The organism is Streptomyces lomondensis (genome assembly GCF_014651035.1).
Taxonomy (GTDB): Bacteria; Actinomycetota; Actinomycetes; order Streptomycetales; family Streptomycetaceae; genus Streptomyces; species Streptomyces lomondensis.
Map to the genome: position 1 here is coordinate 71,138 of NZ_BMWC01000010.1, position 16,078 is coordinate 87,215.

Sequence of the window (16,078 nt, forward strand, 5' to 3'; positions counted from 1 at the left end):
GAGCACGATTCGTGGCAGCCCTCGCACGCTGGTGTGTCCAACGCCGTCTGGTCACCGTTCTGCTGTGGCTCCTCGCCTTCGCGGGGGTCACCGCGGGCGCCGCCGTCGCCGGCACCACGTACTCGAACGACTACAAGGTCCCCGGCACCGAATCCGGCCGCGCCACCGAACTGCTGCACGAGGGCTTCCCGCAGCTCGGCGGCGACAGCGACACCGTCGTCTGGCACACCGCGTCCGGCAGCGTCCGCGCCGCCGACGTCGAGCAGACGATGAGCCGCACCCTGGACCGGATCGAGAACCTGCCCGGCGTCGCCTCCGTGACCAGCCCCTACGACGGTCCGGGCACGGGCCGCGTCAGCGAGGACGGCCGGACCGCCTACGCCACGGTCACCTTCGAGGACCAGGCCCAGGACATCGACAAGGGCGAGGCCCAGGCCGTCGTCGACACCGCCAAGAGCGCCGAGACCGACGGGCTCCGGGTGGAGCTCGGCGGCAGCGCCGTCGGGCTGACCGAGGACTCCGGCGGGCACCTCGCCGAGATCGTCGGCGTGGCGGTCGCCGCGGTCGTGCTGTTCCTCGCCTTCGGCTCGCTCGCCGCCTCCCTGCTGCCCATCGCCACCGCCCTGGTCGGCGTCGGCACCGCCTACGCCGGGATCGTGCTGCTCGGGCACGCCATGACGGTCGCCGACTTCGCCCCCATGCTCGGCATGCTGATCGGGCTCGGCGTCGGCATCGACTACGCGCTGTTCATCGTGACCAGACACCGGCGGGGGCTGAAACGCGGGCTGTCCGTCACCGAGGCGGCCACGAACGCCGTCGCGACCACGGGACGGGCGGTCGTCTTCGCGGGTGCGACCGTCTGCATCGCGCTGCTGGGCATGCTGATCCTTCAGCTCGGCTTCCTCAACGGGGTGGCGATCGCCGCCTCGCTCACCGTGATCCTGACGGTCGCGGCCTCCGTGACCCTGCTGCCCGCCCTGCTGTCCTTCATCGGCATGCGCGCCCTCAGCCGCCGCGAGCGCCGCCGCCTGGCGGAGCACGGGCCCGAGCCCGAGCTGCCCACCGGGTTCGCCGCCCGCTGGTCGGCGTTCGTCGAGCGCCACCCGAAGGTGCTCGGCGCGGTCGCCCTGGTCGTCATGGCGGTCCTCGCGCTGCCCACGTTCTCCCTGCACCTGGGCACCTCCGACCAGGGCAACGACCCGAAGACGGCCACCACCCGCCAGGCCTACGACCTGCTCGCCGACGGCTTCGGCCCCGGCGTGAACGGCCCGCTCACCCTCGTCACCAAGGTCGACGGGGCCGAGGACAAGCTCGCCCTGGACAACCTCGACAGCACGCTCCACGCCACCGAGGGCGTCGCCTCGGTGACCCCGGTGACGTTCGACTCCGGCGGGCACACCGCCTACCTCACCGTCGTACCGGAGTCCTCCCCGCAGTCGAAGCAGACCAGCGACCTCGTCGACCGGCTGCGCGACGAGGTGCTGCCGCGCGCCGAGGCGGGCACCTCGCTCGACGTGCAGGTCGGCGGTGTGACGGCGGGCTACGACGACTTCGCCGACGTCATCGTCTCCAAGCTGCCCGTCTTCGTCGGGGTGGTGATCGGCCTGGGCTGTCTGTTGCTCCTGCTCGCCTTCCGGTCCATCGGGATCCCGCTGAAGGCCGCCGCGATGAACGTCGCCGCCGTGGCCTCCGCCTTCGGGGTGGTGGTCGCGATCTTCCAGTGGGGCTGGGGCAGCGAACTGCTCGGCCTCGGCAGCGCGGGGCCCATCGAGCCCTTCCTGCCCGTGATCATGGTGTCGGTGCTCTTCGGCCTCTCCATGGACTACCAGGTGTTCCTGGTCAGCCGGATGTACGAGGAGTGGCTGGAGACCGGCGACAACCGGCGGGCCGTCCGGGTCGGCCTCGCCGAGACCAGCCGGGTGATCAACTCGGCGGCGGTCATCATGATCTCCGTCTTCCTCGCCTTCGTGCTCAGCGGCGACCGCGTGATCGCGATGTTCGGCATCGCGCTGGCCGCCGCCGTCGCCCTGGACGCCTTCGTCCTGCGCACGCTGCTCGTCCCCGCCCTGATGCACCTGCTCGGCGGCGCCAACTGGTGGCTGCCCCGCTGGCTCGACAAGCGCATGCCGCGCATCAGCATCGAACCGCCCGAGAGCCGTGCCGCCCATGAGAGGCTGGCCGCCGCGACGGACGCCGAGGCGGCGGACGTCCTGGCGGAGGAGGAGCGGCAGCGGGATGTACGCGATATCCCTGGGTGACGACGCCGAACTGCGGCCCCTGGAGCCCTGGCACGCCGGGGAGTTCCTGGCGCACCTGGAGCGGGGCCGGGAGTTCATCGGGCAGTACATCCCGTTCGGGACGACCGAGACGGACCTGGCCTCGGCCCGGGCGAAGCTCCAGCGGTACGCCGACATGCGGGCCGCCGACACGGGGTCCGTGCACGGCCTGTGGCTGGAGGGGAAGCTCGTGGGCGGGGTGCTCTTCCTGAACTTCGACGCGGCGAACGGCAGCTGCGAGGTCGGCTGCTGGCTGGAGCCCGCCGGAACCGGCCGCGGGCTCGTCACGCGCGCGATGCGGGTGCTGATCGACTGGGCGGTCGAGCAGCGCGGCATCCACCGCGTCGAGTGGGTCGCCGCCGCGGGCAACCAGCCGAGCCTGAACGTGGCGCGGCGGCTCGGTATGACCCGCGACGGTGTGCGCCGCGAGGCCCACCACTACCGTGGCGTACGGCACGATCTCGAAGTCTGGTCGCTGCTGGCGCCCGAGTGGCGTGCCGCACGCGCGCGTGCCGCTCACGACGATCATTAAGAGACTTCTCAGACAGCGACCCTACGGTGCGAGACATGGCAACGAACGCAGTGGACGAGACCGAGGCCACCGAGGCCACGACCGACGAGAAGGCGGTGGACACCACCGAGTCCGACAAGGTGACCCGGACCGAGGTCCCGGCCGGGGCCGCGGCCCCGGAGACCGACGCGCAGACCGACTCGGAGACCAAGGAGGAGAGCTCCTACGGCGTCGGCCAGGGCGCCGGTGCCGTGGTCTCCGCCGCGCTGGGCGTCGTCTCGCTCACCGGCAGCTGGGTCGGCACCGTGGCGGCCGCCCGCCGGAACCTCATCGGTCAGCTGGAGACCGCGCAGAACGCGAGCGTCGCCAAGCAGATCCAGGCCGTCTACGGCGACGCCTGGCAGACCACGGCCCTGTGGGGCGGCCTGTTCGCCCTGACCGCCCTGGTCGTCGGCGTCGTGGTGCTCGCCCGGCCCGCCTTCGGCACGCCCGGCAGGATCCAGGCCCCCTGGATCAAGTCCGTCGCCTGGGCCGGTGTCGTGCTCGGTGTCATCGGCCTGTTCCTGGCCGTCCTGAAGTACACCGGCATCCTGCTCGGCCTGCCGTCCGCGAGCTGAGTCACCGCAGGTCCTGAGGGGTCTTAGGACGTTCCGTAAGCACCTTACGGAGGTCCTAAGACCCCTCACGCGCGTCTAAGGTCCCGCCCGCCGCCGAAGATGCGGAACTCTCCCGATGTGGCCGCCCCGCCTGGGAGACGAGGGTGGAGGCATCGCGGCGAAGCCCCGCCGCGACCGCCCTCTCACCAAGGACACGCCATGTACGAGTACGAGCTCCAGCAGATGCGCGCCGCCGACCTCATCCGCCGGGCCGAGCACGAGCGCCTCGTCCGCGAGGCCGCCCGCGCCGCCCGCCGTGAAACCGCGGTGAGCTCCGCCGAGCACGAGAGCCATAGCCGCCGCTCCCACCGGCCCCGGTCCGCCCGGGCCACGTGAGACTCGGGGCGGGACGGGCCGTTGCCGTGACCGTTCGTACGGGAATCGCGGCCGGTGCCGTGGCCGTTCGTGCCGGATCCGGATCCGGTGCCGTGGCCGTCGATACGGCGGCCGCGGCCGGTGCACTCGCCGGTCGCCGGAAAACCGGTGCCGCGCTGTCGGACCCTCATGCGATGCTCGGGGCCGTGGAGACCAGGTCCGTCAGCCCCGTGTTCGTCGGCCGTGCCGAGGAGTTGGGCACACTGAACGACGCGCTCGTACGTTCCTGCGGGGGAGAGCCGCAGGCCCTGCTCATCGGCGGGGAGGCCGGCGTCGGCAAGACCCGCCTGGTCGAGGAGTTCGCCGGCGCCGCCCGCCGCCGGGGGGCGGTGGTCGCGCTCGGCGGCTGCGTGGAGATCGGCGCCGACGGACTGCCCTTCGCCCCCTTCTCCACCGCGCTGCGCGCGCTGCGCCGCCAACTTCCCGGCGAGCTGGCCGCCGCTGCCGCCGGACAGGAGGAGGAACTGGCCCGGCTGCTGCCCGAGCTGGGGGAGTCGGGCACCGGGCGGCACGACGAGGACGGCATGGCCCGCCTCTTCGAGCTCACCGCCCGCCTGCTGGAGCGCGTCGCCGCCGAGCACACCGTGGTCCTCGCCCTGGAGGACCTGCACTGGTCCGACGCCTCCACCCGCCACCTGCTCTCCTACCTCCTGCGCACCCTGCGCACCGGCCGCCTGGTCATCCTGGCCACCTACCGCTCCGACGACATCCACCGCCGCCACCCCCTGCGGCCCCTGCTCGCCGAACTCGACCGGCTCCGCACGGTCCGCCGCATCGAACTCGCCCGCTTCACCCGCGAGGAGGTGGGCCGCCAGGTCGCCGGCATCCTCGCCCACGAACCCGACCCGGACCAGGTCGACGCGATCTTCGAACGCTCCGACGGCAACGCCTTCTTCGTCGAGGAACTCGCCGTCGCCGCCGAAGAGGGCTGCCGCACGGGCCTGACCGACTCCCTGCGCGATCTGCTGCTCGTCCGCGTGGAGGGGCTGTCGGAGACCGCCCAGCAGGTCGCCCGGATCGTCGCCGAGGGCGGCTCCACCGTCGAGCACCGGCTGCTGGCCGCCGTCGCCCAGCTCCCCGAGGACGACCTCATCGAGGCGCTGCGGGCCGCCGTGAACGCCGGCATCCTCAGCCCCGCACCCGGCGGCGACGGCTACCGCTTCCGCCACTCCCTGGTCCGCGAGGCCGTCAGCGACGACCTGCTCCCCGGCGAACGCTCCCGCCTCAACCGCCGCTGCGCCGAAGCCCTGGAGGCCGACCCGGGCCTGGTCCCCGCCGACCAGCGGGCGACCCGTCTGGCCAGCTACTGGTACCACGCCCACGACGCCGCCAAGGCCCTGCCCGCCGTCCTCGACGCCGCTGTCGAAGCCCGCCGCCGGCACGCCTACGCCGAGCAACTGCGGCTGCTGGAACGGGCGATGGAACTGTGGGACACCGCCCCCGACGACGTCCGCCGGACCCTGCGCCCCGTCGACTACGCCGAGGCCTACCCTCCCTGCGGCTGCGACCCGGCCACCACCGCGCTGCGCCACCTCGACCTGCTGGCCGAGGCCGCCGTGGCCGGACGCCTCTGCGGGGAACGGGAACGCGCCCTGAAGATCACCAAGCGGGCGCTGCGCCTGCTGGACGACGAGGGCGACCCGCTGCGCGCCGCCTGGTTCTGGATCCAGCGCTCCCGGCTGGTGCAGGGGCTCGCGCGCGGCGACGGCTGGAAGGAGATCGCCACCGCCCAGGACCTGGTCAGAGGCCTGCCGCCGTCCGAGGTGCACGCCGAGGTGCTCGCCACGGCCGCCCACTGGTCGATGCTCCACGAACCCGGACCCGAAGCCCTGACGGCCGCCGAGCGGGCCGTCGAGTACGCGCGCATGGTGGGCGCCGACGACATCGAGTCCCACGCCCGGCTCACCCTCGGCGGACTCATGGTCGACGCCGGGCAGATCGAGGCCGGGCTCAGGCACATGTACGAGGTCAGGGACGAGGTGGTAGCCCGGGGGCTGGTGCCGGTCGTGGGCCGCAGCCATGTGAACCTGCCCTCGGTCCTGGAAGGCGTCGGCCGCTCCGAGGAGGCCGTCGGCATCCTGCACGAGGGCCTGCGGCTCACGGAGAAGATGGGCCTGCGGGACGCCGAGGCCTGGATCTGGAGCAACCTCGCCGAGTCGCTCATCTCCCTGGGCCGCTGGGACGAGGCGGCCGAGGCGGCGGTCAACGCCCAGCGGCGCGGGCAGACGGCCGGGCCGCACGGATCCGGGGCCAACAGCCTGGCGTTCCTCGCACTCGCCCGCGGCCTTGTGCCCGAGGCAGCCCGGTATCTCGCCGAGGGCCGGGCCGCCTACGGGCCGCACGATCCCATGCCGCAGCACGACCTGCCGATCTCCTGCCTCACGATCGCCGTCGCCGTCGCCGAGGACCGCCTGCCCGACGCCCGCGCGGAACTGGCCCGCACCCTGGAGTCCGGCTTCCCGCCCGGCACCCAGCGCTACGCCTGGCCGCTGCTGCTCGAAGCGGCCACCGCCGAGGCCGACGCCCGCGGGCTGCCCGCCGCGCGGGACGGCCGCGGCGAGGTGCTCGCCGGCATCTTGAGCACCGTCAAGCGGCTCACCACCAACGCCCCCGTGTGGCTCGCCCACGAGCAGTGGGTCCGCGCCGAACTCCACCGCGCCGAGGGCCGGTGCACCCCGGGCACCTGGTCGGAGGTGGTCACCGCCTTCGAACCCCTGGAGCGGCCCTACGACCTCGCCCGGGTCCGCTACCGGCTGGCCGAGGCCCTGCTGGCGGACGGCGGCGAGGACGAGCGCGACCGCGCCACGGAGCTGCTCCGCCTGGCCCACGCCGTCGCCCGGCACCTCGGTGCCCGGCCGCTCGCCGACGCCGCCACCGCGCTCGCCCGGCGCGCCCGCCTTCCGCTCACCCCCGCCACGGAACCGGCCCTCGCCCCCGCCGACCCCGCCGAGGCCCTCGGCCTCACCAGCCGGGAACGGGACGTACTGCGCCTGGTCGCCGCCGGCCACACCAACCGCCGGATCGCCGAGGAGCTGTTCATCTCCCCGAAGACCGCGAGCGTCCACGTCTCCAACATCCTCGCCAAGCTCGGCGTCTCCGGACGCGGCGAGGCGGCGGCCGTGGCGCACCGGCTGGGGCTGTTTCCGGCCGAATTCCTCACGTCCGGACGGGCGGGCTGAGGCATACGCTGTCAGGGACGTCGGGGGTGTCGCGGCCCAGGGAGGGCTCCGTTGTTCAACGTGTTCGAGGAACTGTTCTCACCGGGCCGCAAGCACACCCGCGACGAGCAGAAGCGCCTGGAGCTGACCCGGGAGGACGTCGGGGACGGCGATCCCGGACGCGGCCCGATAGACCTGGCGTCCGGGAAGGTCGTCGTCCGCCCGCCGCGGGAGGAGGAGCCGGAAGCCCCCGAGGACTCCTAGAGCCCGCCGTCACGTCACCCGCACTTCCAGGATCCGGTCGTCCCCGTCCTGCGGACTGCCCCGGCCGTCCGTGTTGCTGGTCACGAGCCACAGTCGGTCGCCGCCCGCCGGGACCACCGTGCGCAGCCGGCCGTACTCGCCCTCCAGGAAGGCCTGCGGTTCGGCCGAGGCCTCCGTGCCGTTCAGCGGGATGCGCCACAGCCGCTTGCCGCGCAGGCCCGCCATCCAGATCGAGCCCTCGGCGTAGGCGATGCCGCTGGGGGACGCCTCGGCCGTGGTCCACTGGTCGACCGGGTTGTGGAAGTCCCCGTCGTCGGACCGGCCCTCGGCCTCCGGCCAGCCGTAGTTGTCGCCCGGCTTGATCGCGTTCAGCTCGTCCCAGGTGTCCTGGCCGAACTCCGAGGCGAACAGCCGCTGCTTGGCGTCCCAGGCGAGGCCCTGCACATTGCGGTGGCCGTACGAGTACACCGGCGAGTCCGGGAACGGGTTGCCCGGCGCCGGCTCGCCCTCCGGGGTCAGGCGGAGGATCTTGCCGCCCACGGAGTCCTTGTCCTGGGACAGGCCGGTGTCGCCGCTCTCGCCCGTGCCGACGTACAGCATCTTGTCCGGGCCGAACTCGATCCGGCCGCCGTTGTGGACGAAGCCCTTGGGGATGCCCCGGAAGACCGTGTCGGGCGCGGCGAGCTGCTCGCCCGGGGCCTTCTTCTCGTCGTAGATCATGCGGACGACGCGGTTGTCGGAGACCGAGGTGAAGTACGCGTAGACCATGCGGTCCGAGGCGTAGTCGGGGGAGAGGGCGATGCCGAGGAGGCCGCCCTCGCCGGCCGCCGACACCCCGGGCACCTCGCCCAGCTCGGTCTTCCTGCCGGTCTTCTCGTCGACCCGGACGATCGTCCCGTCGTCCCGCGAGGAGACGAGCAGGCCGCCGCCCGGCAGGGGAGCGAGCCCCCAGGGGGAGTCCAGGCCCTCGGCGACCGTCCGCACCACCCGCACCGAGCCCTTGGCGGGCGGTGTCTCCTCGGCGGCCTGCCGCGTCGGCGCGGAGGCTCCCGGTGTCGTACGGCTCGGTGAGGCGCTCGCGTCGCTGCCGGACGTTCCCCCGCCGTCGGAGGAACAGCCGGCCGTCAGCAGGAGCGCGGCGGCGGCCGACACGGCCGGCGCGGCTCGACGTTGCACGATCTTGGTCCCTTCGACGGGGGTGTCTTCTCCCTGTCATACACCGCCCGCGCCTCCCAAGTTCCCGATCACCGAAGGCCGAACCGCGAACACCGGGTTTGCCCGAAACGCCCCGGGGGTCACTCCCGGCTCAGTCCCACGAGCCCTGCGCCGCCGGAAGGTCCGCCACCTCTTTCAGATCCTCGGGCGTCAGCCGCAGCGCCGCCGCGGACGCGTTCTCCGTGACCCAGCGCTCCTGCTTCGTGCCCGGGACCGGGACCACGTGCCGGCCCTGGGCGAGGACCCAGGCGAGGGCGACCTGGGCGGGCGTGACGTCCGGGCCGTGCCGGCCGGCCACCCGGCGCAGGCCCGCGACGATCGGCTGGTTCGCGGCCATCATCTCGGCCGTGAAGCGGGGGTGCCGGGCGCGCAGGTCGTCCGCCTCGAAGCCCGCGCCGGGCCGCAGCCTGCCGGTCAGGAAGCCGTTGCCCAGCGGCATCGCGGCCAGGAACCCGACGCCCCGCGTCTCGCACCACGGCAGCAGCGTCTCCAGCGCCTCCGGCGACCACACCGACAGCTCCGCCTGCACCGCGCTCACCGGGAAGACCTGCTGCACCCGCTCCAACTGCCGGACCGTCGCGTCGTGCAGCCGGGCCCCGCCCCTGCGCGACGACCGGGCGCCCACCGCGCACAGCCCCAACGCCCGTACCTTCCCGGCCTGAACGAGCTCCGCCATCGCGCCCCAGGTCTCCTCGACAGGCACCTCGGGGTCGGCCCGGTGCAACTGGTAGAGGTCGATGACGTCCGTCTGAAGGCGCCGCAGCGACGCGTCACAGGCCCGCTTCACATACCCCGGGCGGCCGTTGGCGACGATGTGCTGGTCGCCCACGAGCAGCCCGACCTTCGTCGACACGAACGCGTCGGACCGCCGCTCCTTCAGCGCCCGGCCCACCAGCAGTTCGTTGGTGAAGGGGCCGTACATGTCGGCCGTGTCCAGCAGGGAGGAGCCCAGGTCGAGCGCCCGGTGCACCGCCCTGAGCGACTCGTCGCCACGCTGCCGCGACGCGCTGTAGGCCCAGCTCATCGGCATGCACCCCAGTCCGACGGCCCCCACCGCGAGCGCCGCCGCGCCGATCGTCCTGCGCTCCACCTGGTCGTGACCCTCCCTGTTCCGGCCACCCCAACCTAACCTCTGCCGTGGCGCGCTCCTGACATAGCCTCCAGAGCATGACTGCTGACGTGTGGCTGCCCATCCCGCCGGACGAGATCGACGGACTCCCCGAAGGGCTCGACTACCGCTTCTGGAACGGCGAGGAGACCTTCCCGGCGGACCCGGCCGACTGCGCCTTCTACGTCGTCCCTACATGAAGCCCAGCCCGCTGTGCGTACGGCCCCTGCCCCGGATGAGCCACGTGCAGGTCGTGCAGACGCTCTCCGCCGGGATCGACCACGTCGAGCCGGGGCTGGGGCACCTGCCTCCCGGCGTGCGGCTCTGCAACGCGCGCGGAGTGCACGAGGCCAGCACCGGGGAACTCACCCTCGCGCTGATCCTGGCCTCGCTGCGCGGTGTCCCCGACTTCGTCCGCGCCCAGGACCGGGGGGAGTGGCTCGGCGGATTCCGTCCCGCGCTCGCCGACAAGAACGTCCTCATCGTGGGATACGGATCGATCGGCGCGGCCATCGAGGACCGGCTCGTTCCGTTCGAGGTGGCGCGGGTGGCGCGCGTCGCGCGCTCCGAGCGCACCACGGCGCGCGGGCCGGTGCATCCGCTCACCGAACTGCCCGCCCTGCTCCCGGAAGCGGACGTCGTCATCCTGTCCACTCCGCTCACCGAAACCACCCGTGGCCTGGCCGGAGCCGACTTCCTGTCCCGGATGAAGGACGGCGCGCTGCTGGTCAACGTCGCCCGCGGCCCCGTCGTCGACACCAAGGCCCTGCTCGCCGAACTGGAGACCGGCCGCATCACCGCCGCCCTCGACGTCACCGATCCCGAGCCCCTGCCGCGCGAACACCCCTTGTGGCGTGCGCCGGGGGTACTCATCAGCCCCCACGTCGGCGGTCCCACCTCCGCGTTCCTTCCGCGCGCCAAGCGGCTCCTGGTGGACCAGTTGAACCGTTATGTGAACCGGGAGCCGCTCCGCAACGTGATCCTTACGACGGGTGCACCAACCGGCTGATCCCGCTCGGGTACCGTCCGCAATCCTTCGGGTGCGGTGGGTACTCATATATCTGTCGATCGTCACGGAGAGTAGAGAACCTATGTCCCTGAGTGACGAGACTGGTGTATCGTCCCGACAGGGGATGCGCCGCGGACCGTTCGGCGCCGGGGATGAACACTTCGGACTGTGAGGGGGGCGACAGGCGATGCACGGCCTATGGACGAGCGATCCGACGGGGCGGGGCTGCCGGCGGCGACCCTGGCGGACGGCCGCGAGCAGACGCGGTCACCACGCCGATCACGGCGGCCACCACACCCAGCACAGCGACCACCACACCGACCACAGCCATCACCACCGCAGGCCCGGCAGCCGCAGAAGGCATGCCCAGCCGGCGCACAGGGGCCCGCGGGACCCGGGGGCGACACGGACCGGGAGGGTCCGGTGAGCGCGCCCCCGACCCCCACGCTGAACGGAGCGCTGCGGGCACAGCCTCCGTCCCCGGGAGCCCTGCTGCCCCGCACACCGGCCGCCGGCCACCGGCCAGGCGTGGCCCTCCAACTCGCCCTCACCCTGGCCTGCGCGGGATACGCCGTCGGTTCCGCGCTCGGCTGGGGCTCGTACGAAGCGGCCCTGATCATGGGCGACTTCGGGCTGAGCGCCGCGGCCGCCACCGCCGCCGTCTCGTGCTTCCTCTACGCCCGCAGCCGCCGCACCCGCTTTCGATCCGCCTGGCTGCTGTTCGGCCTCTCCTCGGCCATGGCGTCCCTGGGCAACCTGGTCTGGGGGTGGTACGAGGTGGTCCTCGGACTGCCCGTGCCCAGTCCCAGCTATGCCGACCTGTTCTTCCTCTGCTTCGCGCCGCCCGCGATCGTCGGGCTGCTCGTGCTCGCCAAGCGGCCGGTGACCAAGGCCGGCTGGGTCTGCCTCGGGCTCGACGCCTGGCTGATCGGCGGCTCGCTGCTCACCCTGGCGTGGAGCCTCGCCCTCGCCCAGGCCGCGAAGTCGGAAGGCCCGAGCGTGGCACACACCGCGCTGTCGCTGGCGTATCCGCTGCTCGACATCGCGCTGGTCAGCATGGTGCTCGCGCTGCGCTTCCGGCGCTCGGCGGTGAACCGCTCGGCGGTCAACACCGCCATCGGCGCGCTCGCGCTGACCGTCATGTGCGACGCCCTGTTCACCTCGCCGCTGATGCACCACGACTACCGCTCCGGCCATCTGCTCGACGCGGGCTGGTTCGCCGGCTCGCTGCTCCTGGCGTACGCCCCCTGGGCCGCGCCCCGCGCACCGGAGACCGACCGGCACGGCACGGCGGGCCACACCCGCGTGGTGCACGAGCACGTGCCGGGCCAGCGCAGCGGACCGCACCCTCTGCCCCCGCCCGCAGGCGAGCACAGCCGGTACCCGGCCTCCCGGCCCATCGCCGGCTCCCTCGCCGCCCTCACGCCCTATCTCGCGGCCGCCGTGTGCACCCTGGGGATCCTCTACAACGTCCTAAACGGCCGCAGCGTCGACCGCGTGGTCCTGCTGACGGGGGGCACGGTCGTGCTCGCGCTCGTCGTACGCCAGGGCATCATGCTGCTCGACAACATCACCCTCACCCAGGAACTGGCCCAGAAGGAGAACCACTTCCGCTCCCTGGTGCAGGGCTCCAGCGACGTCATCATGATCGCGGCCCCCAGCGGCGTCCTGAGGTACGTCTCCCCGGCCGCCGCCGGCGTCTACGGCCGCCCGGCGGAGGATCTGGTGGGCACGGAACTGGCCGACCTCATCCACCCGGAGGACCTGGGCTGCGTCGTGCACGAGGTGCGCAGATTCCTCGCCGCCGACCCGGTCGAGGAACCCACTACCCGCATCGAGTGCCGTTTCCGCTCGGGCGGCGGAGGCTGGCTGAACGTCGAGTCGACCGTCAACCGCCACCACGGAGGCCTCATCTTCAACAGCAGGGACGTCACCGAAAGGGTGCGGCTCCAGGCCCAGCTCCAGCACAACGCCGAGCACGACCCGCTCACGGACCTGCCCAACCGCGCCCTGTTCACCAAGCGCGTCCAGCACGCGCTGTCGGGCCGCCGCGCCTCCGACCGGGGCGTCGCCCTGCGGAACACGGCCGTGCTCTTCATCGACCTCGACGGCTTCAAGGCCGTCAACGACACCATCGGACACCAGGCCGGGGACGAGCTGCTCGTCCAGGCCGCCCGTCGGCTCCAGGACTCGGTCCGGCAGGGCGACACCGCCTCACGGCTGGGCGGCGACGAGTTCGCCGCCCTGATCGTCGGGGACAACACCCGCGACCGGGACGCCCGGGAGCGGCACATCGTCGAGCTCGCCGACCGCCTCAGGACGACGCTGTCCCAGCCGTACCTCATCGACGGCAACGATGTCCGTGTCAACGCCTCCATCGGCGTGGCCTTCGCGGAACAGGGCCTCGGCGCGGGCGAGCTGCTGCGCAACGCCGACCTGGCGATGTACCGGGCCAAGGCCGGCGGCAAGGGCCGGGTCGAGCTGTACAAGCCGCAGATGCAGCAGGACGTCGTACGCAAGGCGGAGCTGGCCACGCGTCTGCGGGCCGCGCTGCACGACGGCGAGTTCGCCCTGCTGCACCAGCCGGTGGTGTCCCTGGAGGACGGCCGGATCACGGCGGTGGCCGCACAGGCGCGCTGGCGCTCCTCGCAGGGGGTGCTCTTCACCCCGGCGGAGTTCCTGCGCGTGGCCGAGGACAGCGACAAGACCGCCGAGCTGGGCCGGTGGATGGTCGAGGAGGCCGTCGAACAGGCGGCGGAGCGGCACGCGACCGGGCTGTCCGTGCCGGTCGTCGTCCGGATGAGCGCCCGCCGGCTGCTGGACAAATCGATGCCGCTCGGCTCGGTCGAGGCGCTGCTCACCCGGCACGGGCTGCCGTCCGGGTCGCTGGTCATCGAGCTGTCCGACGCCGACCCCAGGGTCTCGCTGGACGAGCTGGAGCGGCGCCTGGGTGCCCTGCGGCGGGTCGGCGTGCGGATCGCGCTCGACGGGTTCGGCAGCGGCTGCGCCGCGATCACGGCCCTGCGGCGGCTCCCGGTTGACGTCCTGAAGCTGGACCGCGGTCTGGTCGAGGGCGTCGTCGAGTCCGCGCGCCTGCACAAGATCACCAGCGGGCTGCTGCGCATCGCCACCGACCTCGGGCTGAAGTCCGTGGCCGAGGGGGTCGACCTGCCCGAGCAGGTCGTCGCCCTGCGCGCGATGGGCTGCACGCACGGCCAGGGCATGGCGTTCTCCGGGCCGCTCGACGAGTACCGGCTGCGCCGGGCGCTCGCCGGCGGCCACTATCCGGTGCCGCACGGACCGGTCGAGCCGGCGTTCGCGGGCGGTGGCCCGCGGGTGTACAGCTCGGGCGTGTCCGCCGTCATCGGAGGCGGCACGGCCCTCCGCTCACATAATGAGACTCCCGTCCCACCCACTTGACAGTGAGTGCGTGCCGGGGAGAGGGTCTGTGCCATGCGCACCCGAATTCTCGTACTTGGACAGCGCGTCGGCTGACGCTGAGCCTCGACCGCTCAGCGACTCCACCCGGCGCGCTCCCCTCGCTTGCCTTATGGCACGAGGGGTTTTTTGTTGCACAGGCGCCTTCCGTGCAACAGCCGAAAATCGCACAAACCTCGCAAAAAACCCCCTCAGTATCTGAGAAGAGAATGCCGATGACCGAGCAGGCCACCGGGGCCCACCACCCGCAGCCCCGGCCCCGATCCGGAGGACAGCACTCCGCCCCCGAGCAGGTGACGGGCGCGCAGTCCCTCATCCGCTCTCTCGAGGAGGTCGGCGCCGACACGGTATTCGGCATTCCCGGCGGTGCGATCCTCCCGGCCTACGACCCGCTGATGGACTCCACCCGGGTGCGCCACGTCCTGGTCCGCCACGAGCAGGGCGCCGGGCACGCCGCCACCGGCTACGCGCAGGCCACCGGCAAGGTCGGCGTCTGCATGGCCACCTCCGGACCCGGCGCCACCAACCTGGTCACCCCGATCGCCGACGCGCACATGGACTCCGTGCCGCTGGTCGCGATCACCGGCCAGGTGGCGTCCAAGGCGATCGGCACGGACGCCTTCCAGGAGGCGGACATCGTTGGCATCACCATGCCGATCACCAAGCACAACTTCCTCGTCACCAAGGCCGAGGACATCCCGCGGGTCATCGCGCAGGCGTTCCACATCGCCTCCACCGGCCGCCCCGGCCCGGTCCTGGTCGACATCGCCAAGGACGCCCTCCAGGCGAAGACGACCTTCTCCTGGCCGCCCACCATGGACCTGCCCGGCTACCGCCCGGTGACCAAGCCGCACGCCAAGCAGATCCGCGAGGCCGCCAAGCTGATCACCCAGGCCCGCCGGCCCGTGCTGTACGTCGGCGGCGGCGTGCTCAAGGCCAAGGCCACCGCCGAGCTGAAGGTCCTCGCGGAGCTGACCGGCGCGCCCGTCACCACCACGCTGATGGCGCTCGGCGCGTTCCCCGACAACCACCCGCAGCACCTGGGCATGCCCGGCATGCACGGCTCGGTGGCCGCCGTCACCGCCCTGCAGAAGGCGGACCTGATCGTCGCCCTCGGCGCCCGCTTCGACGACCGCGTCACCGGCAAGCTGGACAGCTTCGCCCCGCTCGCCAAGATCGTCCACGCGGACATCGACCCGGCCGAGATCGGCAAGAACCGCGCCGCCGACGTGCCGATCGTCGGGGACGCCCGCGAGGTCATCGCCGACCTGATCCAGGCCGTGCAGAAGGAGCACAGCGAGGGCCACCAGGGCGACTACAGCATGTGGTGGAACGACCTGAACCGCTGGCGCGAGACCTACCCGCTCGGCTACGACCAGCCCGACGACGGCTCGCTCTCCCCGCAGCAGGTCATCGAGCGCATCGGGCAGCTCGCCCCGGAGGGCACGATCTTCGCCGCGGGCGTCGGCCAGCACCAGATGTGGGCCGCCCACTTCATCGAGTACGACAAGCCGGGCACCTGGCTGAACTCCGGCGGCGCCGGAACCATGGGCTACGCCGTCCCGGCCGCCATGGGCGCCAAGGCCGGAGCCCCCGAGCGGGCCGTCTGGGCGATCGACGGCGACGGCTGCTTCCAGATGACCAACCAGGAGCTCACCACCTGCGCCCTGAACAACATCCCGATCAAGGTCGCCGTCATCAACAACGGCGCCCTCGGGATGGTCCGCCAGTGGCAGACCCTCTTCTACAACCAGCGGTACTCCAACACCGTCCTGCACTCCGGCCCGGACGACGTCAACCCCGAGGCCCGCGGCACCCGCGTCCCCGACTTCGTGAAGCTGTCGGAGGCCATGGGCTGCTACGCCATCCGCTGCGAGTCCCCGGAGGACCTGGACAAGGTCATCGAGGAGGCGAACTCCATCAACGACCGCCCGGTCGTCGTCGACTTCATCGTCCACGAGGACGCGATGGTCTGGCCGATGGTCGCCGCCGGCACCTCCAACGACGAGATCATGGCCGCCCGGGACGTCCGCCCCGACTTCGGCGACAACGAAGACGACTGAGCGAG

General features: G+C 72.5%; 10 protein-coding genes and 1 pseudogene. 9 read left to right on the top strand and 2 right to left on the bottom strand.

Translation table 11 applies throughout. The features are described from left to right. Nucleotides 1–11: 11 nt before the first annotated feature. The 6 genes from IE255_RS28940 to IE255_RS28965 all read left to right on the top strand — a co-directional run bounded on the left by IE255_RS28940 (nucleotide 12) and on the right by IE255_RS28965 (nucleotide 7,240). Entirely contained in the window at nucleotides 12–2,258 is a 2,247-nt protein-coding gene (locus tag IE255_RS28940; protein WP_190053346.1) for an MMPL family transporter, read from the top strand. Beyond that, nucleotides 2,236–2,808: a GNAT family N-acetyltransferase gene (locus IE255_RS28945; RefSeq protein ID WP_190053347.1), complete on the top strand. Its 573-nt coding sequence runs from the start codon at nucleotides 2,236–2,238 to the stop codon at nucleotides 2,806–2,808. Before IE255_RS28940 ends, IE255_RS28945 begins: the two co-directional genes overlap by 23 nt. 35 nt (nucleotides 2,809–2,843) lie before the next feature. Continuing rightward, nucleotides 2,844–3,404: a hypothetical protein gene (locus IE255_RS28950; RefSeq protein ID WP_190053348.1), complete on the top strand. Its 561-nt coding sequence runs from the start codon at nucleotides 2,844–2,846 to the stop codon at nucleotides 3,402–3,404. Between the two features lie 198 nt (nucleotides 3,405–3,602). Then, on the top strand, nucleotides 3,603–3,779 hold the full coding sequence (locus IE255_RS28955) for a hypothetical protein (RefSeq protein WP_190053349.1): 177 nt from the start codon (nucleotides 3,603–3,605) through the stop codon (nucleotides 3,777–3,779). A 173-nt stretch (nucleotides 3,780–3,952) separates the two neighbouring features. Continuing rightward, nucleotides 3,953–6,997, top strand: a complete 3,045-nt coding sequence (locus IE255_RS28960) for a helix-turn-helix transcriptional regulator (RefSeq protein ID WP_190053350.1) — start codon at nucleotides 3,953–3,955, stop codon at nucleotides 6,995–6,997. A gap of 51 nt (nucleotides 6,998–7,048) precedes the next feature. After that, nucleotides 7,049–7,240 (top strand): DUF6191 domain-containing protein, encoded by a 192-nt coding sequence (locus IE255_RS28965; protein ID WP_190053351.1) that lies wholly within the window; start codon nucleotides 7,049–7,051, stop codon nucleotides 7,238–7,240. A gap of 9 nt (nucleotides 7,241–7,249) precedes the next feature. Here IE255_RS28965 and IE255_RS28970 read toward each other — a convergent pair whose 3' ends face one another. Together IE255_RS28970 and IE255_RS28975 are read right to left on the bottom strand one after the other, a co-directional pair. Continuing rightward, nucleotides 7,250–8,416 (bottom strand): PQQ-dependent sugar dehydrogenase, encoded by a 1,167-nt coding sequence (locus IE255_RS28970; RefSeq protein ID WP_190053352.1) that lies wholly within the window; start codon nucleotides 8,414–8,416, stop codon nucleotides 7,250–7,252. 130 nt (nucleotides 8,417–8,546) lie between these two features. Continuing rightward, on the bottom strand, nucleotides 8,547–9,545 hold the full coding sequence (locus tag IE255_RS28975) for an aldo/keto reductase (RefSeq protein ID WP_190053353.1): 999 nt from the start codon (nucleotides 9,543–9,545) through the stop codon (nucleotides 8,547–8,549). A 77-nt stretch (nucleotides 9,546–9,622) separates the two neighbouring features. On the opposite strand from IE255_RS28975, the pseudogene IE255_RS28980 reads away from it, so the two are divergent. The 3 genes and pseudogenes from IE255_RS28980 (at nucleotide 9,623) to IE255_RS28990 (ending at nucleotide 16,073) form a co-directional block, all read left to right on the top strand. Next, nucleotides 9,623–10,572: pseudogene (locus tag IE255_RS28980) on the top strand (2-hydroxyacid dehydrogenase). Between the two features lie 423 nt (nucleotides 10,573–10,995). Then, entirely contained in the window at nucleotides 10,996–13,992 is a 2,997-nt protein-coding gene (locus IE255_RS28985; RefSeq protein WP_190053354.1) for a putative bifunctional diguanylate cyclase/phosphodiesterase, read from the top strand. Between the two features lie 233 nt (nucleotides 13,993–14,225). Then, nucleotides 14,226–16,073, top strand: a complete 1,848-nt coding sequence (locus IE255_RS28990; RefSeq protein ID WP_190053355.1) for an acetolactate synthase large subunit — start codon at nucleotides 14,226–14,228, stop codon at nucleotides 16,071–16,073. Nucleotides 16,074–16,078: the final 5 nt, after the last annotated feature.